Below are 20245 nucleotides of genomic sequence, written 5' to 3' on the forward strand. Positions count from 1 at the left end.
CGGTAGGGCGGTATCCGCAACGGACGCAATCGTCAGAGCGCACAACGCGTTGGCCATGACGGGGCCGGCGGAGGTTCAACAGTGCGACGCGGGTGCTCGGTGGAGCCACCACCGTCGACAACCTTGAGGTGATGGATTACGTCGTGACCTCCTCAATCTGCGGGCAACTCCATCGCCAACTGAACACACCAGGCGTGGAGCGTCCATGACAGGCCGCAACGTGCAACGCTGAAAGACGTGAATCCTCCTGCGACGAACGGACCCTCGATGACCGGCTCCGCACGTCTGGCCCTGGTGACCGGCGCAACCGGATATGTCGGCGGGCAGGTCGTCCAGCGGCTGTTGGACGACGGGTGGCGGGTGCGCGTGCTCAGCCGCAGCGCCGACAGCGCCCGATCCAGCGACTGGGGAAACCGGGTCGTCGCCGACGGTGCCGCGCAGGCGGGTGAGGTCGAGGTGGTCGAAGGCGATGCGGGCAGTCGCGATGACGTGGCCGAAGCCCTCGCAGACGTCGATGTCGCGTGGTACCTGCTGCATTCCATGGGCGACCAGGACGGGTTCGCCGACGCCGAGAAGGAGATGGCTTCCACCTTCGCGCAGGAGGCGAAACGGGCTGGAGTCTCGCGGCTTGTTTACCTCGGCGGACTGCACCCGGAGGGCGAACTCTCCGAACATCTGGCGTCCCGAGTTGCGGTGGGGGACGCCCTGCTCAGCTCCGGAGTCCCGACCGCAGCCCTGCAAGCAGGTGTCGTGATCGGCGACGGTTCGTCGTCGTTCCAGATGCTGCGCCATCTGGCCGAGCGGCTGCCCGGTGCCGTCGCCCCGCGGTGGATCCGCAACCACATCCAGCCGATCGCGATCGACGATGCCGTGCACTACTTGGTCGGGGCAGCCGACCTGCCGCCTGAGGTCAATCGCACCTTCGACATCGGCGGTCCGGAGGCCATGCAGTACGCCGAGATGATGGATGAGTACGCGAAGGCGGTGGGGCTGCGCGGACGCTTGCTCGCCACCGCCCCGGTGACCACGCCCGGCCTGGCCGCCCGCTGGATCGGCCTCGTCACACCCATCAAGTCGACGCTGGCCAAGCCGCTCATCGGCAGCCTCCAACACGACACCGTGGTGCACGAACGCGATCTGGACGACTACCTCGGGCAGCCGGACGGCGGCCCGACGCCTTTCGCCGATGCCGTCCGCGCAGCGGTCGAGGGGCAGGACACCCGACGGTGGCTGCGCACGATTGCCGCAACCTCCGCCGCGGTCACCGCCACCGCGGTCGTCGGTTCGCTCGGCACCTCACCGGACTCCGCGTGGTACCGCAGCCTGAGTAAACCAAGCTTCCAGCCGCCCGGTTGGGTCTTCCCCATCGCATGGACTGCCCTGTACGCCGACATCGCCGTCGTGAGCGCGATCAGCCTCGCCGATCTGGCTGAACTCGAACGCACCGATGAACGGCGAAAGTACGTCGCTGCGCTCGCGACGAACCTGGCGCTGAACGCCGCCTGGAGTCAGATCTTCTTCCGGGGCCACCGGCTGACCGCAGCGCAGATCGAAGCCTTCGTTCTGGCCCTCAGCAGCGCCGACCTGGTGCGCCGCTCGGCGAAGATCTCACCCGAGAAGGGCGTGGCGCTCGCGCCGTACGCAGCGTGGACGGCATTCGCGACAGTGCTGAGTTCGGCTCTGCGCCAAATGAATCCGCGTTCCTGACCACAAGGACACAACTCGCGGACTGCGCGACTTGTGCCACGACGAACCGTTGCCCTCCGCCGGAGCCGTTCGCGCGTGGGCCTTCTCTTCGGGTGCCAGGATCTGCTGTGCTTGAACTCCCCGACGACGAAGCGGAGCCGCACGCGGGTGCAGGCAACCGCCGCAGGTGACGCTGGAACTGCCGCGTTTGCCCGGAGCAAGCGCGGTGAAAAAAGTTTGGCCGATCTGTCGATCTGAGCGTTTCCCGTTCGACATGGTGGTGTCAGGTTCGACACTCGATGGAGAGGACCACCCATGAGCAAGCGCTACATGTCCGTCCCGAAGAACACCATCTGCCTCTGGTACGACAAGGACGCCGAGGAGGCTGCGCGCTTCTACGCCTCCGTGTTCCCCGACAGTGAGGTCACCGCCGTCCGGCGGGCGCCGGCCGATTTCCCGGGTGGCAAGAAGGACGACGTCCTGACCGTCGAGTTCACCGTGCTCGGCATTGCGTGCATCGGCCTCAACGGCGGCGACACCTTCCCGCAGAGTGAAGCCTTCTCGTTCCAGATCGCAACCGAAGACCAGGCCGAGACCGATCGCTACTGGGACGCCATCGTCGGTAACGGTGGCCAGGAGAGCCAGTGCGGCTGGTGCAAGGACAAGTGGGGCCTCTCGTGGCAGATCACGCCGCGCGTGCTCACCGAGGTCATGCAGTCAGGCGATCCGGAGGCTGCTCAGCGAGCGTTCGAGGCGATGATGCCGATGCGCAAGATCGACGTCGCGACGATCGAGCGCGCGGTCGCCGGCACCGAGTAACGGTCGGGCGACCGCCGGCCTCGATAGCGTGACCTCGTGTACACGCCACCGTTCAACCGCGCCGGCGACGAACCCCAGTTACGCGGATTCGTAGCCGACGTCGGCGCGGGTGGGGCGCGGCCTCAGCGTGATCCAGTTGCTTCGAGCATCGCGGCGAGCGGCGCAAGCAGCGTGCGCAGATCATTCCTCTCAAGCGCACTGAGCGCTCGATAGGGCGCTGCAGCCAGTGCGTCGGTGCGGTGCTCGATGCGGGCTTTCAACAATCGGCCGAAGTCGGTGAAACGGTCGTCCTCGTCGACGATGCCCCGCCCTCGCAGGCCGTCCATCACTTCGTCCAGCCGAGCCTGCGGAAGGTGATGGATACGGCCGAAAGTGTGTGGCGGGTGGATGCCCTGGTCGAGCGCATTCAGCACGTGCGCCTCGGTGCCGCCGATCTGCTCGCTCACCAAGACCGCGTTGTGCCCGTCGCCGCGGTGCTCGCGCAACATGTTCGCCACGTGCCAGAGCGTGGTCACCTGGTCGGCCGGAGTCGGCAACGATCGCAGCGCGGCATACATGACCCGTCCCTCGACCGGTGCACTCACTGCGCAGCGGGTGAGCAGCTCGACGACGCGCACGATCTGCAGCGCATCGGTGTCTGGGTCTGGGTCTACGTCTGTGTCGGCGCCTGGGTCTGCGTCTGCTTCGAGGATTCGGCGCAGGGCGCGGGCGCAGCCACGTGAGCGGGCTTCGTAGGACGCGGTCGGCGACGCGGTACGCCACACCGCAGGGATGTGTCGCGCCACCTCACCCTCGGCGAAGCTGTAGAACGCTGCGTCGACCACCAGCGCCGACACCAAGCCCAGCGGCGCTGCACGTCCGGCGAAGTAGCCGTCCCAGTAACCGGTGAAACCCAGAGCTTCCAATTCAGCTGTTGGTTCGTCGCTGAAGAAGTTGACGAGGCAGATCGGTTCGAGCAGATCGTGCATCTCGCGGGCGAAATGCGCGTCGGAGTCGTCGTCGTGGTCGGGAAAGCTCACCGGTTCAGCCTACGAACTGGCCCCACCAATGGTCACCCTCTTCAGGCCCGAGCCGCTCGGCGATTGTGGCCGGGTGCTCGTCCTCTGAGTCACCTGCTTCGCCGCGCAAAACCACTCGGTGATTGTGGCCGGAAGCTCGTCCTCTTGAGCACCTTCCTCGCCCGGAGTGCGCGTAGGCACGCACCTGGAAACACCGGTGAGCGGATCGATCAATCAGCTTCGAGCACGGTCTTCATCCGCTCCAGCGTCGTCCGCATGCCTCGCTCGTTGGTGCGTCCACGCAGCGCGCCGAGCAGCAACCAATACCCGCGCAGGTACCACTTGGGTTCGAGCCGGAAGTACTCGGTGACCAAGGTGCCGTCGCCGTCCGGTTCGAGGCGGTAGCCCCAGTTGTTGATGTCGACACCGTCAGCACCGACGGAGAACTCGAACAGCCGCTCGGGCTCGCACTTGGTCACCCGGCACAACGACCAGTACGTCGGGCCGACGCCGTTGCGTTTCACGTGCCCCTTGAAAGAGGCACCAACCTCCGGGCCGGTGGAACCGCGGGTCCACTTCGCCTCGAAGGTCTCCGGGCTGAACTCACCGATGCGCGTCACGTCGCTGACCAGTGCCCACACCCGGCTCGGCGGGGCGTCCATCCGCACGCTCACCTCGCCACCCATCGTCCGAGCCATGTACCTCTCCTCACATCGGGACGCGATCAGACCGCAGATTGCCCGACCCATCGTTCTCGGTCGAAGGGGCGGTGTCGGTGCTTCACCTTAAGTTCATCTCCACGCAGGGCCGGACGAGGCCCCAACAGATGATTGAGTAGAGGAAGCATCACGTTTCAACCGCGGTTCGCAGGCAGCACCGAGCGTTGCCAGGGCAGGCGAGTCGACCCCCGCCGCTCCACACGCCGACACCAGCAACCGCCAGAGATGTCATCGTGGTCGCCCGCCGACCACGGCACAACGAGATCGAGGAGAATTCATGAGCACTTCGAACGCCCCGATGCCCAACCCCGGCAACGCCGGTGAGTCGACCCTGCTGGGCGGCGGCAAGAACCCCAGCGACCGCCACAGCCTCACCATCGGCACCGAGGGACCGCTCCTGCTGCACGACCACCACCTGGTCAACAGCCTCGCGCATTTCAACCGCGAGAACATCCCCGACCGCAAGCCTCACGCGAAGGGGTCCGGCGCCTTCGGCGAACTGGAAATCACCGGCGACGTGTCTAAGTACACGCGCGCAGCGGTGTTCCAGAAGGGCACCAAGACGCGCATGCTCGCGCGCTTCTCGACCGTCGCCGGCGAGGCGGGATCGCCCGACACCTGGCGCGATGTGCGCGGATTCGCGCTGAAGTTCTACACCACCGAGGGCAACTGGGATCTCGTCGGTAACAACACCCCGGTGTTCTTCGTGCGCGACCCCATGAAGTTCCCCCACTTCATCCGCAGCCAGAAGCGCCTGCCCGCTTCTGGTCTGCGCGACCAGAACATGCAGTGGGACTTCTGGACGCTCAACCCCGAGACCGCACACCAGGTCACCTACCTGATGGGCGACCGCGGCCTGCCACGCTCGTGGCGTTACATGAACGGCTACGGCTCGCACACCTACATGTGGATCAACGAGGCCAACGAGAAGTTCTGGGTGAAGTTCCACTTCCACTCCGACCAGGGTGTGGAGAACTGGGAAGGTGCCGACGCCGAGCGCATCGCCGGTGAGGACGCCGACTTCCACCGCCGCGACCTGTTCGACGCCATCGAGGCGGGCGACCACCCGAGCTGGACGCTGAAGGTGCAGGTCATGCCGTACGAGGAGGCCAAGACCTACCGGTTCAACCCGTTCGACCTCACCAAGATCTGGTCGCACGACGACTACCCGCTCATCGAGGTCGGCAAGATGACCCTGAACGAGAACCCGGAGAACTTCTTCGCGCAGATCGATCAGGCCAGCTTCGCGCCGAGCAACATCGTCGACGGCATCGGCTTCTCCCCCGACCGCATGCTGCTGGCCCGGGTGTTCGCCTACGCCGACGCCCACCGCGCGCGCGTCGGTGTCAACCACGACCAGTTGCCGGTCAACCGTCCGATCGTCGAGGTGAACAACTACACCTTCGACGGTCCGATGCGTTACGAGCACTCCGGTGCGCAGGCCACCTACGCCGCGAACTCGGCGGGACGCCCGTACGCCGACAACGACGGTCCGGCGTCCGACGGCTGGGAGGCCGACGGCGAGATGATCCGCGCGGCGCAGGCTCTCCGCGCGGACGACGACGACTTCAGCCAGGCGGGCACCCTCGTGCGCGAGGTGATGGACGACGCGGCTCGCGAGCGCCTCGTCCAGACCGTCGCCGGCAACCTGCTGCAAGGCGTCAGCGACCCGGTGCTGGAGCGTGCCTACTGGTACTGGAGCAGCGTCGACGCCGAGATCGGTTCGCGCATCAAGGACGCCGTCGCGGCCGGCAAGGCAGACGGTGGCCCGGGCAACGACCCCGACAAGGCCGAGGCCAAGGAGCCGAAGGCGTTGCGCGAGTCGGACAAGAACGCGTCCAACTGACAAGTCCGACGAGCAAGAGAGTGGCGGGCTCACCCGGTCGATGACCGGGTGGGCCCGCCTTCTTGTGCGCTCCACCTGCCCATACACGTGTCGCGACCAGCCCGCATTCCACAGGTCGCGGACCAAGCCTGCCCATGCACAAGTCGCGGACGAGGCGGACTGTGCTCGCGGATGGCTCGACTCACGAGCACTGCCGCGGCGCGTCCGCGAGTTCTGCACGCGCCGTACGCCCGCACCAACGCATCACCGCGAGTTCTGCACGCACTGTCCGCCCGCACCGGTGCATCGCCAGTGGGCATACTGCTGGCATGACCGGGATTCGTTTGCAGGAGCACCATGTCGTCGCCCGCGTGCCCAAGCTCGGCGATGCCGCCACCATCATCGATGCGCCGCTGACCATTCGCGTCGACCCGCTGACCGGCCACACCAGCCGGTTGCTGCACGGCGAGAAGCTGGCGCCGACGTCGCGGCCCGACCTCTCCGAGCTAACCGCCACCCCGCCGTTCTGCCCGTTCTGCGAAGACAAGATTGAGATCGCCACCGGCGTGTTCGACGAGCAGATCACCCGCGAGGGGCGCATCCGCCGCGGACTCAGCGCCGTCGTCCCGAATGTCATGGCCTATTCGGAGTTCTCCTCGGTGGGGCTCTACGACACCACTCAGCACTTCCGTGACCTGGACGAACTTACGCCCGAGATCGTCAGCGACCTGCTCACCGGCCTGACGGCGTACACCCGCGGGGTGCACAGCATCCGTCCGATGTGGCACTCGATCAACGCCAATTACCTTCCGCCTGCTGGGAGTTCGTTGGTGCACCCGCACGCCCAGTCGGCGCACGACGACTTCGGGACGACGCAACAGCGGCGACTCATCGAGGCCTCGAACGCCTGGGAGGGCGAGCAGAGCTACTGGCGCGAGTTGGTCGAACTGGAGCGCGGCGGTGACCGTTGGATCGGCACGCGTGGGCGCGTCCGGGTGATGACGCCGTGGTCGCCGGTCGGCTTCCACGAGGTCTGGATGCTGGTGCCCGACGCGGCCGACATCGTCGACCTCACCGAGGACGACTGCCAAGACCTCGGCGCGGTGCTGTCGGCGGTGCTGCAGGGGTATCACGGGTTCAACCTCGCGTCCTTCAACTGGGCGATGTACGGCGGAGGCCCCAAGCGCAGCGACCGGTACGGCGTCCTGCTGCGCGCGGTCAGCCGATCGAACCCGGAACCGATGTATCGCAGCGACGTCACCTACTTCGAGCGGCTGCACGGCGAGGCGATGATCGACCTCACGCCCGAGCAGGTCGCCGAGGCGATGCGTCCACACCTGGCCGGAGTCACTCACGACTAACCTGCACCAGGTACGCAGCACACTGCGCCGACCGTAGGGTTGAGGGATGGTCACGACCGAGAACACCGAGCTTTCCGGCGTCCAGGTGCGCGGCGCGCGACAGAACAACCTGCGCAACGCCGATCTCGACCTGCCGCGCGACGCCATCGTCGCTTTCACCGGCGTCTCCGGTTCGGGCAAGTCGTCGCTGGCATTCGGGACGCTGTACGCCGAGTCGCAGCGCCGCTACCTGGAGTCGGTGGCGCCGTACGCGCGCCGGTTGATCGACCAGGCGGGTGTGCCCGACGTCGACTCCATCGAAGGCTTGCCGCCCGCGGTCGCGCTGCAGCAACAACGCGGCGGCGGCAATGCTCGCTCGACGGTCGCCAGTGTGACGACGCTGTCCAGCCTTGTGCGCATGCTCTACTCGCGCGCTGGCTGCTATCCCCCGGACCAGCCGATGCTCTACGCCGAGGACTTCTCCTCGAACACCGTCCAGGGCGCGTGCCCGACCTGTCATGGCATCGGCCGCATCTACGAAGTGACCGAAGAGCAGATGGTGCCCGACCCGTCGCTGACGATCCGCGAGCGCGCCATCGCGTCGTGGCCGCCGGCCTGGCAGGGGCAGAACCAGCGCGACATCCTCGTCTCGATGGGCTATGACGTCGACATCCCGTGGCGTGATCTGCCCCGAAAGCAGCGCGACTGGATCCTGTTCACCGAGGAGCGACCGACCGTCCCGGTGTACGCCGGTCTCACGCCGTCCCAGACCCGCAAAGCCATCAAGCGCGAGGAGGAACCCAGTTACCAGGGCACGTTCGTCGGCGCGCGGCGCTACGTGCTCGACACCTTCGCCTCCACCAAGAGCGCCATCGTGAAGCGGCGGGTGTCGCAGTTCGTCACGGGCGCGTTGTGCCCGATGTGCGACGGCAAACAGCTCAAGCTGGAGTCTTTGTCGGTCACGTTCGAGGGCATGGACATCGCCGAGTTCGCGGCACTGCCGCTGGCGCGGGTGGCCGAGGTCGCGCGCGGCGTGATGCGCCCCGACTGGGTGCCGGTCGAAAACATGTCCAGCGCCACGCTGGACGACGCCGCCCGGCGCCGTGCCCGCCAGGACCGGGTCGACAAGGGAGGTTCCGCTCACGACGGTGCACCGGACGTCCGACGCACCGGCAACCTGTCGGTGGAGAAGCAGGCCGCCGCGCGACGCCTTTGCGAGGAGTTGCTCGACCGTCTTGAGCCGATGATCGACCTCGGTCTCGGCTACCTGTCACTCGACCGCACCACCCCCACACTGTCGGGTGGCGAACTGCAGCGGCTGCGCCTCGCGACTGCGTTGTCGTCCAAACTCTTCGGCGTCGTCTATGTGCTGGACGAGCCGTCCGCCGGCCTGCACCCGCGCGACCTGGACGCCTTGCTCGGCATCCTGCACGGACTCAAGCGCCGCGGCAACAGCGTGTTCGTGGTCGAGCACTCACTGCCGGTGGTGCGCGCGGCCGACTGGCTGGTCGACATCGGCCCGGGCGCCGGCGAGAACGGCGGTGAGGTGCTCTACAGCGGTGAGCCGTCAGGACTCGGCGAGATCGAGCAGTCGGTGACGCGTCGCTACCTGTTCGCGCCGCCGGCTCCGGTCGAGCGGCAGCCGCGTGATCCACAGGGCTGGTTGCGCTTCACCGACATCAGCCGCAACAACCTGCACGACGTCGACGTCGAGTTTCCGCTCGGCTGCCTGACCGCCGTCACCGGCATCTCCGGTTCGGGCAAGTCGAGCCTGGTCAGCCAGGCCGTGCCCGCGCTGGTGGAATCGGCACTCGGGCGCTCGGTGTCCGTGGTCGCTGATGATTCGGACGAGAACGACGATCTGTTGCTGACCGGCGACCAGGGTTCGGTGCACGGACACGTGGACGGCGGCAAGGCGGGCCTTGGCGGTCTGCGCCGGGTGGTCGCGATCGACCAGAAGCCAATCGGTCGCACCCCGCGGTCGAATGTCGCGACGTACACCGGCCTGTTCGACCACGTGCGCAAGCTCTACGCGGCCACCCCGGAGGCACGTAAGCGGCAGTACAAGGCGGGACGGTTCTCGTTCAATGTCGCCGCCGGACGCTGCGACACCTGTGAGGGCGAGGGCGCGGTGATGGTCGAGCTGCTCTTCCTGCCGAGCATCTACAGCCCCTGCCCCACCTGCCACGGCACGCGGTACAAGGACAGCACCCTGGAGATCACCTGGCACGACCGCAACATCGCGCAGGTGCTCGCGTTGAGCGTCGACGAAGTACACGAGTTCTTCGCCGAGGAAGCCGAAATCGAGCGTTCGCTGCGGGTGCTGCGCGACGTCGGCCTCGGCTATCTGCGCCTCGGACAACCAGCGCCCGAACTCTCCGGCGGCGAGGCGCAACGGGTGAAGCTGGCGTCCGAACTGCAGCGAGCCCAGCGCGGCGACACCCGCTACGTGCTCGACGAACCGGCGGCCGGTCTGCACAGCGCCGACAGCGACCGGCTGCTCGCGCACCTGCAGGGGCTGGTCGATTCGGGCAACACCGTGGTCATGGTCGAGCTGAACATGCGCATGGTCGCCCAGGCCGACCATGTGATCGACCTCGGTCCAGGAGCAGGCGCGGACGGCGGCCAGATCGTCGCCACCGGCACACCGAGCGAGGTTTCCGCGGTGTCGGGCAGCTTCACGGCCCCGTACCTGAAGCAAGCCTTTGCTGGCTGAACCCCCTTCCCGGTTCGGTCCTCGTGAGAGGGACGAGCGAGGTGCGGAACCACGCAACCCAACTGCTGCGAACCACCGGGCTGCGACCCGTCGCCTAGCATCATCGGTGGGGGTGCAACATGTCTGATCTGTCGGAGATCAACAAGTGGTGGCGGACACTAGGCAACGACGGCTTCGTCGCGCTCGAGCCGCCAACCCGAGGCGGTCGTTACACCCAGACCGATGGCCACGACGACTTCGCGGAACTCGTTGAGCAACAGGGCATTTCGAAGACTGCGTCGTTCGCGTACTGGCATCTGCAGTCACACGACCGCGCCTTCGACCGATCGGGTCAGTTGCGTGGTCCGCTGCTGCTGCACTGGGGCCATGACTACGAGGTCGTCCGCGCGGGCTTGGGTGCTGGACCCGATGGTTACGAGGTGGTCGACCACGGCCCGCAAGGAGCGTTCGCTCTCGACAAGGTGACCGCGCGCGGCGCCGACGGCATGCCGGATCCGGCCGACGCGTCCGCCGTGCGCCAGTTCCTCGAAGAGCTCAACGTGCCGGTACGCCAAGACCGCATTCCCTACGAATACCGTCCCCTGACTGAGCAGCAGCAGACGTGGTTGCACGACCGACTGGCCGAATGCGCTGACGTCGATGCGGCAATGGCTTACCTACGCACGCTGGAGTACCGGCAGCTGTTGACCGCGCAGGAGGCGCAAAGGTTCGGGGACGACTGGCGCACCCGTTACGAGGGCCGACTCGTCAAGCTTCCGGCCATGCGTGAACTGCTGCACGCGATGATGCGCCACGACCTGCCGATGGGGTGGGAGCTGGCCCGCGAGTTGGGTGATTCCTCTCTCAGCGTGATCGGCAGGATCCCGACGGCGAAGGCCGAGGATGTCCTGCGTCAGGCCGTGTTGGAGCAGCGCCCTGAGGCGGTGGAGCCGTGGCTTCGCCTGGCCAAAGCGCAGGTCGGCGGCGTGATTGCTGCAGCGGTGCGGGTGTCGCAGGTACTCCTCGCCACCGGCGCAGTCAGCCCGGCGATGTGGGCCGAACTCGCGCGGTGGTTGACCAATATGCGGGCGGATGAGGCCCCCGCGCGCGACCATGCGATCAACCAACTGGTGCGACTCGAGTTGAGCGTCGACGACCAGCTCCCGCGTCCGCTGCGGCAGGCGATCGCCGCCGATGCAGTGGAGTACGGCAGCGACATGGACGCCCGCGTACTCGCACTTGATCCGCAGACACTCGTCGGGCAGATCCGGGTGGCCGGAGACACCGCGCGCACCCTTGAGCGTTTCCAGCAGGAGATGCCCAGCCTGCTCGACGGCACCGGCCCCGTCCTCACGCAGTACGAGGGTGGATTGACGCAGACCTGGGGTCGCTACCGCACGCTCAGTCTCGACGACATCCAATGGCTCCGTGACCGCGTGGCCGATCCGACCACCGAGATGCAGGGGCTCGGCTACTGCATGGAACTGCTCTACGCCCACGGCGAAGCCGGCACCGACGAGGTCGACGCCCTCGCCTCGCGGTGGCGCAAGGTGATCGCCAAGCAGTACAAGACCACCTACACCGAGTGGCGCCACCCGATGGTGACGCTCACCTGCCTCGCCCAGGACATCGGCCACCCCCTCGCGCAGCAGTTGCTGGCCTGGTGGCAGAAGCCGGCGGCGAAGTGGAAGACCGAGTTGGCTCCGCTGACGCTGCTCGGAGCGCCGACGCCGCAGAAGGCGGACGAGTTGTGGAAGGTGATGCAGTCAGGCGTCCACGACTCCGGCCACCTGATGACGTGGGTGCTGATGCGTGCACGGCTCGACCACGTGCACCCGCTGGCCGTCGCCGACCACCTGATGAACCTCGACCCGCAGCCGTTCCGGCCATACGTATTGCACCGGGTTGTCATCAGTGTTGCTGATCCCGCGCAACCGCTGTGGCACTACAACATCGGCCACAGTCCGAGCTGGTGGTCACGCATCGTCGAGGTGGCCGACAACGCTGCCCTGTCGCAGCGCACCCGCCAGATGGCGCTCGAGGAAGCACGCGGCCACCGGATGGTCAACTACCCCGAGCACGTCTACCCACGCCCCTCCGCTCCCGAGGTCGCCGACGCACGAGCCTGGTTGGCCGCGCGCAGCTCTGGTTGAGCAGGTCGTCACCCGCTAGCGTCGTCAGGCATGGCCGAGTTCACCTGGCGTCCAGCCAATGAGGCGACCACCGATGATGTCGAAGCGGTGTTCGCGACCGGCGGTGCGCGCAAGTGCCGTTGCCAAGGGTTGAAAGCGCCGGGGTGGATCTGGCGCGACACCACTCAGGCCGAGCGTGAGGACGCGCTCGTCCAGCAGACGGCCTGCGGCACGGAGGGTCCGACGTCCGGCCTCATCGGGTACGTCGACGGCGAGGCGGCCGGTTGGGTGGCCGTCGAGCCGCGCCAGAACTACCCGCGCATCTGGTCGCGCAAACAACCGTGGATGCGCATGGACCCAGAGTTGCCGGGCGTCTGGTCGGTCACCTGCTTCGTGGTCCGCAAGGAGTGGCGCAAGACCGGCCTGATGTACGAACTCGCTGCTGCCACAGTCGAATACGGCCAGCAGGTCGGCGCGGCTGTGCTCGAGGGCTATCCGATGGAACCAGCGCAGGGCAAGACAGTCATCTGGGACGAAGCATCCGTCGGGCTGCTCCAGGTTTTCCTCGCCGCCGGTTACGAAGTGACCGCCTCACCCACCTTGCGCCGCCGGGTTGTCCGTCGAGACTTGAGTGCCACAACGGCCTGAGTGGGTCTGGGCGTCCACGTGATGACGCGGTCGTCAGCCGACGCGTTCGGGATGGACAAGGCTGTCGTTGAGTTGCGCCAGTCCGAGCCCATATCCCGACCCGACCAGCAGCGCCAGACCGATCAGGCAGACGCTGATGCCGGTGGGAATCGCGAGCGCGCCGATGAATCCCAGCACCGCGACAACGACGGCCACGAGCGCAATGGCCCAGAACAGCGGACCGAGCCATGGCACACGTCCGAGCTTCTCCACGAACCAGACCCTGGCGGTTTCGTCCACCTTGTGTTGCTTCGGCAGTTGACCTTCATGACCCGGCCGCACGGTGATTCCGTGCTGGGCAGCGAATGCATTGACTTCGGCCGGATCGAATCGGGTGACGATGTCGACCCGGTCGCGCGTGTCTTCCCACGTGACGAACAGGCCGCGTGGATGCTTTCGCTGGCTTCCGCTCAGCTCGTACGGCCGGAAGGTGGTGGCTGCTCGGGGCCCTTCCCAGGTGCGGTAGTAGTCGTGCACGTACACCCGCGATGCATCGGCCGTCACGATGATTCCCGGCGTACGCTCCGCCGAGCGGAGCCCGGACGTCGGGTGTGCCTGGCGATACCGCCGCTCCCGCCAGACGTGTTGTGCGATTCCCATCATCTGCGAGACCCAGATGCCGAGAAACATGCCGACGAAGGTGACGCCGATCGCGATCAGCATCGTGCTCTGACTGCGGTCGCCGATGAACGGACCCCCGAAGAAGGCCATGCCGCCGCCAACCGCACCGGTCAGGAACCACTGGAACGGAGGCGCGACGTACGCCCCGACCGCCGAAGTGCCCGGCCCGACCGCCTCACCACGATCGCGGACGACCTCGGCGTACGGCACCTCGCCGAGATCGACCCTGTCGATTCCTGCAGCGGCCGCGAAGCGCGCGACGTCCGCGTCGTCATACGCCGGACGGTCAGAGTTGGCCAGCCATGCCAGGCACCGACCGCTGGGGTCCATCAACCGCCAGCCGACCCGACGCACCTTTCGAGGAGTCACTCGATGGCGCCGGGGCACCGGGATGGAGGTGGTGTACTTCGCAATGGCAGGGCGGCCCGCCGGCCGCACGACCACGGGGTCCTTTCCGGGCACCGCCAGGGTGATCTGACCGCCCGCGGCGGTCACTGTCGGAGCATCGGTCATCCCAGGCAAGGGCCGCAGTTGAGGCAAAGGATCCACGGTGCAATTTTCGACGACTGCCCGCGATGATTGCCGAAAGTACTTCAGCCAATTCGCTTGAGACGCAACACAGCTACCGGATCAGCAGGTTGAGCACGACGGTCAGGATGATCGACGCCAGGATCGAGAAGAGGATCATGCCCAGGCATCCCGGCGTACCGCCGAGCGGACGGACGCGGAAGCGGGGTCCTGGTTCAGTCATTCGACCACTGTCGCATGCCAAGGACGGAGAAACTGGTTGCATGGCTGGGTGGGGCGCGTGCAGAGTCGACGATGAGCCGATGCGCTTGGCTACCTCGCGGGCGAGGTCGTGGACGTCCTGGTCTGGCCAGCGATCAGTGCGGCCGGCGTACGGACTGGCTGCGGCGTCGAGTTCGTTGAACAGTTCGGTAGGGCTCGCACCTGATTGACCGTAGCTGCCTGCCGGCGCGCTTTTGTCTATCCCAACGCACTCGCACTGACGCGCCTGAGGCTTGTGCCGATACGCGGACTCAGGAAACTTCGTCTGAATCTCGTTGTGGTCCATCAACATTGATCGTCGGCGGGCCTTCACCGCAACGCACGAGGACGGCATGCGAGGCTTCGTCCCCAGGATTGGACTCGCGGTGGATGGCCCCGCGTGGGACGCGGATGAAGTCGCCTGCTCCGGCCTCGATCACCTCGCGTCCGCCGTCGCCGTACTCCAGTCGGAACGTGCCCGACACAACGTAGATCGTCGTCTCATGATCACCGTGGTGATGCCAACCGGTCACAGCGCCCGGCTCGGTGTCGACCGTGCCCGTCCACATCTGATTGGTGGTCGTTGCCAGGCGTCGAGTCATGCCGGGTGTCGGGTCGGCCTCGGTCAACGAACCGGACGGAAAGTGTTCGCACTCTGGTGAATTCGCCACGCTCATCACTCCTTGTTCGCTTTCGTCCTTCACATCAGACCATGGTCGCGGCGTGCGGAGAGTGTCTTCACCGGAAGGGCTTCTGCGGGCTTGCGATGCGCGAAGACCTCCATCGCTTCGTCGTAGTAGTCGCGGCTCAGCCCAAGATGCTCCATGCCGATCCGACGGCAGATCGCCCGCGACGCGTGGTTATCGGACTTCACCACTGCGAGCAGCTTGTCGAGTCCAGATGCATGGCCGATTGTGAGGAGCAGACGTCCGGCCTCTGTCGCGTATCCGTGCCCGGTGTGATCTGGATGCAAGCGCCAACCGACCTCGAATTCGTCCCTCACCTCCGCCTCACGACCGGCAGAGATCGGGAGGGGCTTCAGCACCCCCGCACCGATAGGAGTCCCGTCATGCAGCGAGATGCACCACCATCTCCAGCCCCGCGCAGGCACTTCTTCCGCGTTCTGTGCGAGCCAGGCACTCGCCTGCGGCAGCGTGGTCATGGCTGCCGACGGAATGAAGCGAATCAGGTCAGGATTGGAATGCATCTCCAGGACGAACGCGGCGTCGCTCTCGACGAATCGGCGCAGCAGGATCCGTTCGGAGACAAGGTCAGCGGCTTGCGCCTGGTCGATGGGGTTCATTGGTCCACTCTGACGTCGCCCGCTCACATGAGCAACGCATTTCAGCTCAAGCGCGCTGGGCGAGAAAGACGAAGTCCTTGCCAGGACGATCAGGAGCATCTCGCACGTCCGTCACGTGGAAGCCGTGGCGCGCGTGATCTCGCTCGATCTCAAAGCGCTCGCGGAAACGCAAGGTCGACTCGGAGACCAAGACCTCGCCGTCGACCTCAATGCGGCCGATGAAGCTGACAGTCGGCAGATCGGCCCCGGTGACCTCTCGCGAATACGCCGCGGACCGGCCGTCCGGCAACACCATCGATGTCGGGGGCATATCAAGGATCGGGTGACTTGTGCAGTGTGCGATGAACCGGCGACCGGCGCGCATCTGAGCGCCCATTGCTCGTAACTGTTTTCGTCCGGCCAACTCTCACCGGTAGCCTCGGCCGTGGCGAGCCGGCATCCCTGAACCGGTCAAGTTAGGCACAGACAGGGCAATGATCACCGAGGTGGAGGACTACTTCACCAAGGGCTGCGGACGCTGCGAGCGGTTCGATACTCCGGATTGCTCCACGCGGCGATGGATCGACGACATCAACGCACTTCGGGCGCTGCTGCTGTCCGAGGGGCTGAGCGAGCATGTGAAATGGGGACACCCGACCTATATGCACGCAGACCGAAACGTGGCGATCCTCGGGGCTTTCCGCGAGGATCATCGGCTCACCTTCATGGACGGCGCGCTTCTTGACGACCCGGAACAGCTGCTCGAACCAGCCGGTCCGAACAGCCAGCATCCGACGCTGATTCGCTTCACCGCGCTGGGCCAGGTCGCTGAGCGCGAGGACGCGATCATGGCCTATGTGCGTGAGGCGATGAAGAATGCAGAGAGGGGACTGCGCGCACCGCAAGAGAAGCGCGAAGTCGAGCTACCCGAGGAGCTCGTTGAGGCGCTCGCCTCTGACCCGGAACTGTCTGAGGCGTTCGACGCGCTGACCCCCGGACGGCGTAAGAGCTGGGCGATTCAGATCGGCTCGGCCAAGCAGGCCAAGACGCGTGCGGCCCGCGCTGCCAAGGCCAGAGACAAGATTCTCGCCGGTAAGGGCGCCCTCGAATACTGATCATGATCGGACAGCGTGATCGACTCTTGCGGCCGGTTTACGGAGCTCACTGATGACGTTTGTGTCCAGCAGGTAACTCACAGCTCCGGATCCTGCAGGTGGAGCCGTACCGGCTCGAACTCAATGTCGAGATCGTCGTCCATGCTCAGCGTTCGACCAAGCTTCCACGGCTCTCGGTGGTCCGTCGGTATTCCGCGATGTCAACGGCACGTGAAAACTGACCCCCAAACGGCAACTGAAAGTTGACCCTCTCCGAGAGCCTGTCCTCGACGTCGAGGCAGGAGATGCGGAGTGTTGGCAGTGGAGGACTGGGCTGAGATCCGGCGGTTGCACCGCGCGGATGGAGTGCCGATCAAGGTGATCGCCAGATCGATGGGGATCTCGAAGAACACTGTGCGCAAGGCGCTGCGTGATGAGGGCCCGCCGCGTTACGAGCGGGCGGTGCGTGGGTCGTTGGTCGATGCGGTCGAGCCGCAGATCCGTGAACTGTTACGGGTCACGCCGACGATGCCCGCCACGGTGGTAGCCGAGCGTATCGGGTGGGAGCACTCGATCCGGATCCTGCGGACCCGGGTCAGCGATCTGCGGCCGGTGTACTTGCCGCCGGACCCGGCGTCGCGCACGACGTATGAGCCGGGCGAGTTGGCGCAGTTCGACTTCTGGTTTCCCGACATCGAGCTCCCGGTCGGGTTCGGGCAGACCAGGACGGCGAAGCGGTTGCCGGTGATGACCACGGTGACTGGCTATTCGCGGTGGTCGGGCGGCTTGTTGATCTCCCGTCCGGGAGGCTGCGGATCTCTACGCCGGCTGGTGGCAGCTGGTGTCGACCCAGTTGCAAGGGGTGCCGAAGACACTGGTGTGGGACGGCGAAGGAGCGGTTGGTCGGTGGCGTGCACGCCAACCCGAACTCACCGGCGATTGTCAGGCGTTCCGGGGCGTGCTCGGCACCAAGGTCTACATCTGCAAGCCTGCCGACCCTGAAGCCAAGGGAATGCTCGAGCGGCTCCACGACTACCTGGAAAAGTCGTTCCTCCCCGGTCGCACGTTCACCTCGCCAGAGGACTTCAACACTCAGTTGGCTGAGTTCTTCGCACGGGCCAACGCCCGTCGGATGCGGGTGCTGGGCTGCAGCCCCGGTGACCGGGTCGCCGCGGACCGCGCCGCGATGATGTCGCTGCCACCGGTGCCGCCCGAGGTCGGCTGGCGCAAGACGATGCGGCTTCCACGCGACCACTACGTCCGGCTCGACTCGAACGACTATTCGGTCCATCCGGCCGTGGTGGGACGCCGGATCGAGATCCACGCCGACCTGGAACGGGTGACGTGTGAGGGCGCGACCGTGGCCGACCATGCGCGGGTATGGGCCCAGCACCAGACCATCACCGACTTCGAGCACACCGTGGCCGCCAAGTTGCTGCGGCAAGGCCGCGGCGACTTGTTGCGGCCGGTCGCGGAGGCGGTCACCGGCGAGGAGGTCGAGGTCCGATCGCTCGGTGTCTACGACCAGATCCTCGGACTCGTTGACGAGCTTGTGGATGAGGAGGTGTCGTGATGGCTGCGCGCACCACCACGAAGACAGCCCCGAGGACAGGACGCGATGTCACCAGCGAGCTGGAGTACCTGACCCGGGCGTTGAAGGCACCGACCCTGCGCGAGTCGGTCGAACGGCTCGCCGAACGCGCCCGCGAGGAAGCCTGGACGCATGAGGAGTTCCTCGCTGCCTGCCTGCAACGCGAAGTGTCAGCACGAGAGTCCCACGGCGGCGAGGGACGAATCCGGGCCGCCCGGTTCCCCTCCAGGAAGAGCTTGGAGGACTTCGACTACGACCACGCCCGCGGCCTGAAACGCGAGACCATCGCGCACCTGGGCACCCTGGACTTCGTCGCCGCCAAGGAGAACGTCGTCCTCCTCGGACCGCCAGGAACCGGGAAGACCCACCTGGCCACCGGACTCGCGATCCGGGCCTGCCAAGCCGGCCACCGGGTCCTGTTCGCGACCGCGTCCCAGTGGGTCGACCGACTCGCCGAGGCCCACCACGCCGGCAAGCTGCAAGACGAACTGCGTCGACTGGTCCGCTACCCCGTGCTGGTCATCGACGAGGTCGGCTACATCCCCTTCGAACCCGAAGCCGCCAACCTGTTCTTCCAACTCGTCTCATCCCGCTACGAACGGGCCAGCCTGATCGTCACGTCGAACAAGAACTTCGCCCGCTGGGGCGAGGTCTTCGGCGACGACACCGTCGCCGCCGCGATGATCGACCGGCTCGTCCACCACGCCGAGGTCATCGCCCTGAAGGGCGACTCCTACCGGCTGAAGAACCGAGAACTCGGCCGCGTCCCCGCGGCCGTCACCGAAGAGAACCAGTAACCGAGGGGGTCAGTTTTCGATTGCCGTGAGGGGGTCAGTTTTCAGCCGCCGTTGACACGCGATAGGGGAAGAGGACGAACGATGGCTCGCCACGATCGGTGATCACGACGGGTGCGTGCGCGTCATTCCGCCTGGCCTCACTCACATCGCGGTTGAGCTCGCGTGCAGACATTGATGTCATGGCAATCACCAATGTAGGTACGTACCTACATTGGAGGTTCGGACGGCATCCGCTATAGGAGGCCCCTTTCGCTGTCGATATGCAACGAACACGGCCCGGCTGAACCGACGAAGGTTGACCGCCACGAGCACTGAACCTTGCGCCGGTTCATCTGCAACGCTTCACTCGTCGATGAGTGCGCCGATCATGTTGCTGAGTCCTCCCGACAGCACATGCGCTTGTGTGAGCGGGATCCAGTAGCAACGGAACGTCGGGGCCTCGCTACCACCGTCCGGATCGAGCTCCTGCCGTAACCAGTTACCGGTCGTCGGCGTATCGGAGGTCAGCTCGAAGAAGTAGCGGTGAATGACCTCGTGCCGATAGGGCGTCATGTCGTAGTCCGACTCCCCCAACTTACGAACAACACGGAGGCCCTCGACCCCGGTCTCCTCCCACGCCTCACGCACCGCGGCAGCTTCGGGACTTTCGCCGACCTTGATCGTGCCGGCCGGAACCTGAACACCGACCTCAGCCAGTGGCCGATCAAAGTGCGTGAAGACGAGGAGCTGACCGTTCACGACGATGTAGCAGACCACCTTGTCGGTGCGAGCCTTCCTCATTCGCCCCACCGTAGCGACAAGCCCGTTCGTTCAAGTGTGGTCGAGGTGCGAGAGAGGTGGCTCAGACATGCCAACAGAGGTCGACCGCGATGAACCCCTTACGAAGCGCCCGTTCTTCTGCAGATGATCCGCGGCCGCACGAACCCGCTCAATCGGCTCATCTTCAAGTGCGTTCGATGTCACCACGTGCCCCATGAGAAATCGTTCACAGGGTCTACCCAGAAGTAGCTATACATAACGCTGCGCCTAGCGTCGCACAGCTCGCGGACCTGCATCGATGTCAACAGTGCGGCGAACTGAGAACCATCCCCACCCGGACGAAGCCGACATTCCTAGGCCGAAGCAGCCCCTCCAAGCCGGCAAAAATCAGCCGGAGATGATCCGATCGTCGATTTGGACCATCTTCCCTGC

Annotated in this window: 17 protein-coding genes and 1 pseudogene; 10 read left to right on the forward strand and 8 right to left on the reverse strand. The window is 66.0% G+C overall.

Translation table 11 applies throughout. The features are described 5' to 3' along the window. Nucleotides 1-267: 267 nt before the first annotated feature. Both J5M86_RS14100 and J5M86_RS14105 read left to right on the forward strand, forming a co-directional pair. Nucleotides 268-1707: a tryptophan-rich sensory protein gene (locus J5M86_RS14100; protein ID WP_188059466.1), complete on the forward strand. Its 1440-nt coding sequence runs from the start codon at nucleotides 268-270 to the stop codon at nucleotides 1705-1707. A 294-nt stretch (nucleotides 1708-2001) separates the two neighbouring features. After that, nucleotides 2002-2505, forward strand: a complete 504-nt coding sequence (locus J5M86_RS14105; protein ID WP_244328374.1) for a VOC family protein — start codon at nucleotides 2002-2004, stop codon at nucleotides 2503-2505. 122 nt (nucleotides 2506-2627) lie between these two features. Here the strand turns inward: J5M86_RS14105 and J5M86_RS14110 are convergent, their stop codons facing one another. Together J5M86_RS14110 and J5M86_RS14115 are read right to left on the reverse strand one after the other, a co-directional pair. Continuing rightward, nucleotides 2628-3524 carry a hypothetical protein gene (locus J5M86_RS14110; protein ID WP_208965046.1) on the reverse strand — a complete coding sequence of 299 codons (897 nt, stop codon included), beginning with the start codon at nucleotides 3522-3524 and terminating at the stop codon, nucleotides 2628-2630. A gap of 209 nt (nucleotides 3525-3733) precedes the next feature. Continuing rightward, nucleotides 3734-4201 (reverse strand): SRPBCC family protein, encoded by a 468-nt coding sequence (locus J5M86_RS14115; protein ID WP_208965047.1) that lies wholly within the window; start codon nucleotides 4199-4201, stop codon nucleotides 3734-3736. Nucleotides 4202-4499: 298 nt separating this feature from the next. On the opposite strand from J5M86_RS14115, the gene J5M86_RS14120 reads away from it, so the two are divergent. The 5 genes from J5M86_RS14120 (at nucleotide 4500) to J5M86_RS14140 (ending at nucleotide 12862) form a co-directional block, all read left to right on the forward strand. Continuing rightward, nucleotides 4500-6068, forward strand: a complete 1569-nt coding sequence (locus J5M86_RS14120) for a catalase (protein WP_370587289.1) — start codon at nucleotides 4500-4502, stop codon at nucleotides 6066-6068. A gap of 308 nt (nucleotides 6069-6376) precedes the next feature. Continuing rightward, on the forward strand, nucleotides 6377-7408 hold the full coding sequence (locus J5M86_RS14125) for a hypothetical protein (RefSeq protein WP_188058852.1): 1032 nt from the start codon (nucleotides 6377-6379) through the stop codon (nucleotides 7406-7408). Nucleotides 7409-7454: 46 nt separating this feature from the next. Further along, a complete protein-coding gene (locus tag J5M86_RS14130; protein WP_188058851.1) occupies nucleotides 7455-10103 on the forward strand; it encodes an excinuclease ABC subunit UvrA in 2649 nt (882 codons plus the stop codon). A gap of 119 nt (nucleotides 10104-10222) precedes the next feature. Then, nucleotides 10223-12235, forward strand: a complete 2013-nt coding sequence (locus tag J5M86_RS14135) for a hypothetical protein (RefSeq protein ID WP_188058850.1) — start codon at nucleotides 10223-10225, stop codon at nucleotides 12233-12235. Nucleotides 12236-12265: 30 nt separating this feature from the next. Further along, the gene (locus J5M86_RS14140) at nucleotides 12266-12862 is read left to right on the forward strand and encodes a GNAT family N-acetyltransferase (RefSeq protein WP_188058849.1); all 597 of its coding nucleotides are present in this window, start codon (nucleotides 12266-12268) and stop codon (nucleotides 12860-12862) included. Between the two features lie 33 nt (nucleotides 12863-12895). On the opposite strand, the gene J5M86_RS14145 is transcribed toward J5M86_RS14140, so the two are convergent. The 5 genes from J5M86_RS14145 to J5M86_RS14160 form a co-directional block, all read right to left on the reverse strand. Further along, entirely contained in the window at nucleotides 12896-14071 is a 1176-nt protein-coding gene (locus tag J5M86_RS14145; RefSeq protein WP_188058848.1) for a hypothetical protein, read from the reverse strand. A 73-nt stretch (nucleotides 14072-14144) separates the two neighbouring features. Beyond that, nucleotides 14145-14273: a hypothetical protein gene (locus tag J5M86_RS15630; RefSeq protein WP_255427375.1), complete on the reverse strand. Its 129-nt coding sequence runs from the start codon at nucleotides 14271-14273 to the stop codon at nucleotides 14145-14147. A gap of 289 nt (nucleotides 14274-14562) precedes the next feature. Continuing rightward, complete coding sequence (locus J5M86_RS14150; protein WP_244328375.1) at nucleotides 14563-14961, reverse strand: cupin domain-containing protein; 399 nt, start codon at nucleotides 14959-14961, stop codon at nucleotides 14563-14565. A gap of 29 nt (nucleotides 14962-14990) precedes the next feature. Beyond that, a complete protein-coding gene (locus J5M86_RS14155; protein ID WP_208965048.1) occupies nucleotides 14991-15593 on the reverse strand; it encodes a GNAT family N-acetyltransferase in 603 nt (200 codons plus the stop codon). Nucleotides 15594-15639: 46 nt separating this feature from the next. Further along, a complete protein-coding gene (locus J5M86_RS14160) occupies nucleotides 15640-15903 on the reverse strand; it encodes a hypothetical protein (RefSeq protein WP_208965049.1) in 264 nt (87 codons plus the stop codon). A gap of 163 nt (nucleotides 15904-16066) precedes the next feature. On the opposite strand from J5M86_RS14160, the gene J5M86_RS14165 reads away from it, so the two are divergent. The 3 genes and pseudogenes from J5M86_RS14165 (at nucleotide 16067) to istB (ending at nucleotide 19054) form a co-directional block, all read left to right on the forward strand. Further along, complete coding sequence (locus tag J5M86_RS14165) at nucleotides 16067-16687, forward strand: YdeI/OmpD-associated family protein (RefSeq protein ID WP_188058845.1); 621 nt, start codon at nucleotides 16067-16069, stop codon at nucleotides 16685-16687. A 291-nt stretch (nucleotides 16688-16978) separates the two neighbouring features. Next, nucleotides 16979-18239 (forward strand): annotated as a pseudogene (istA, locus tag J5M86_RS14170) (IS21 family transposase). Continuing rightward, nucleotides 18239-19054 carry an IS21-like element helper ATPase IstB gene (gene istB / locus J5M86_RS14175; protein ID WP_188061794.1) on the forward strand — a complete coding sequence of 272 codons (816 nt, stop codon included), beginning with the start codon at nucleotides 18239-18241 and terminating at the stop codon, nucleotides 19052-19054. Before istA ends, istB begins: the two are co-directional and overlap by 1 nt. Before the next feature lie 342 nt (nucleotides 19055-19396). Here istB and J5M86_RS14180 read toward each other — a convergent pair whose 3' ends face one another. After that, nucleotides 19397-19834 (reverse strand): NUDIX domain-containing protein, encoded by a 438-nt coding sequence (locus tag J5M86_RS14180; protein ID WP_188061200.1) that lies wholly within the window; start codon nucleotides 19832-19834, stop codon nucleotides 19397-19399. Nucleotides 19835-20245: the final 411 nt, after the last annotated feature.

The organism is Yimella sp. cx-51, assembly GCF_017654605.1.
Taxonomy (GTDB): domain Bacteria; phylum Actinomycetota; class Actinomycetes; order Actinomycetales; family Dermatophilaceae; genus Yimella.

Excerpts from the sequence above, each read along its gene's own strand:
- J5M86_RS14105 (WP_244328374.1), top strand. The coding sequence starts at position 2,002 with ATGAGCAAGCGCTACATGTCCGTCCCGAAGAACACCATCTGCCTCTGG.
- J5M86_RS14160 (WP_208965049.1), bottom strand. The coding sequence starts at position 15,903 with ATGCCCCCGACATCGATGGTGTTGCCGGACGGCCGGTCCGCGGCGTAT.
- J5M86_RS14165 (WP_188058845.1), top strand. The coding sequence starts at position 16,067 with ATGATCACCGAGGTGGAGGACTACTTCACCAAGGGCTGCGGACGCTGC.
- J5M86_RS14180 (WP_188061200.1), bottom strand. The coding sequence starts at position 19,834 with ATGAGGAAGGCTCGCACCGACAAGGTGGTCTGCTACATCGTCGTGAAC.
- J5M86_RS14130 (WP_188058851.1), top strand. The coding sequence starts at position 7,455 with ATGGTCACGACCGAGAACACCGAGCTTTCCGGCGTCCAGGTGCGCGGC.
- istB (WP_188061794.1), top strand. The coding sequence starts at position 18,239 with ATGGCTGCGCGCACCACCACGAAGACAGCCCCGAGGACAGGACGCGAT.
- J5M86_RS14115 (WP_208965047.1), bottom strand. The coding sequence starts at position 4,201 with ATGGCTCGGACGATGGGTGGCGAGGTGAGCGTGCGGATGGACGCCCCG.
- J5M86_RS14120 (WP_370587289.1), top strand. The coding sequence starts at position 4,500 with ATGAGCACTTCGAACGCCCCGATGCCCAACCCCGGCAACGCCGGTGAG.
- J5M86_RS14100 (WP_188059466.1), top strand. The coding sequence starts at position 268 with ATGACCGGCTCCGCACGTCTGGCCCTGGTGACCGGCGCAACCGGATAT.
- J5M86_RS14135 (WP_188058850.1), top strand. The coding sequence starts at position 10,223 with ATGTCTGATCTGTCGGAGATCAACAAGTGGTGGCGGACACTAGGCAAC.
- J5M86_RS14140 (WP_188058849.1), top strand. The coding sequence starts at position 12,266 with ATGGCCGAGTTCACCTGGCGTCCAGCCAATGAGGCGACCACCGATGAT.
- J5M86_RS14125 (WP_188058852.1), top strand. The coding sequence starts at position 6,377 with ATGACCGGGATTCGTTTGCAGGAGCACCATGTCGTCGCCCGCGTGCCC.
- J5M86_RS15630 (WP_255427375.1), bottom strand. The coding sequence starts at position 14,273 with ATGACTGAACCAGGACCCCGCTTCCGCGTCCGTCCGCTCGGCGGTACG.
- J5M86_RS14155 (WP_208965048.1), bottom strand. The coding sequence starts at position 15,593 with ATGAACCCCATCGACCAGGCGCAAGCCGCTGACCTTGTCTCCGAACGG.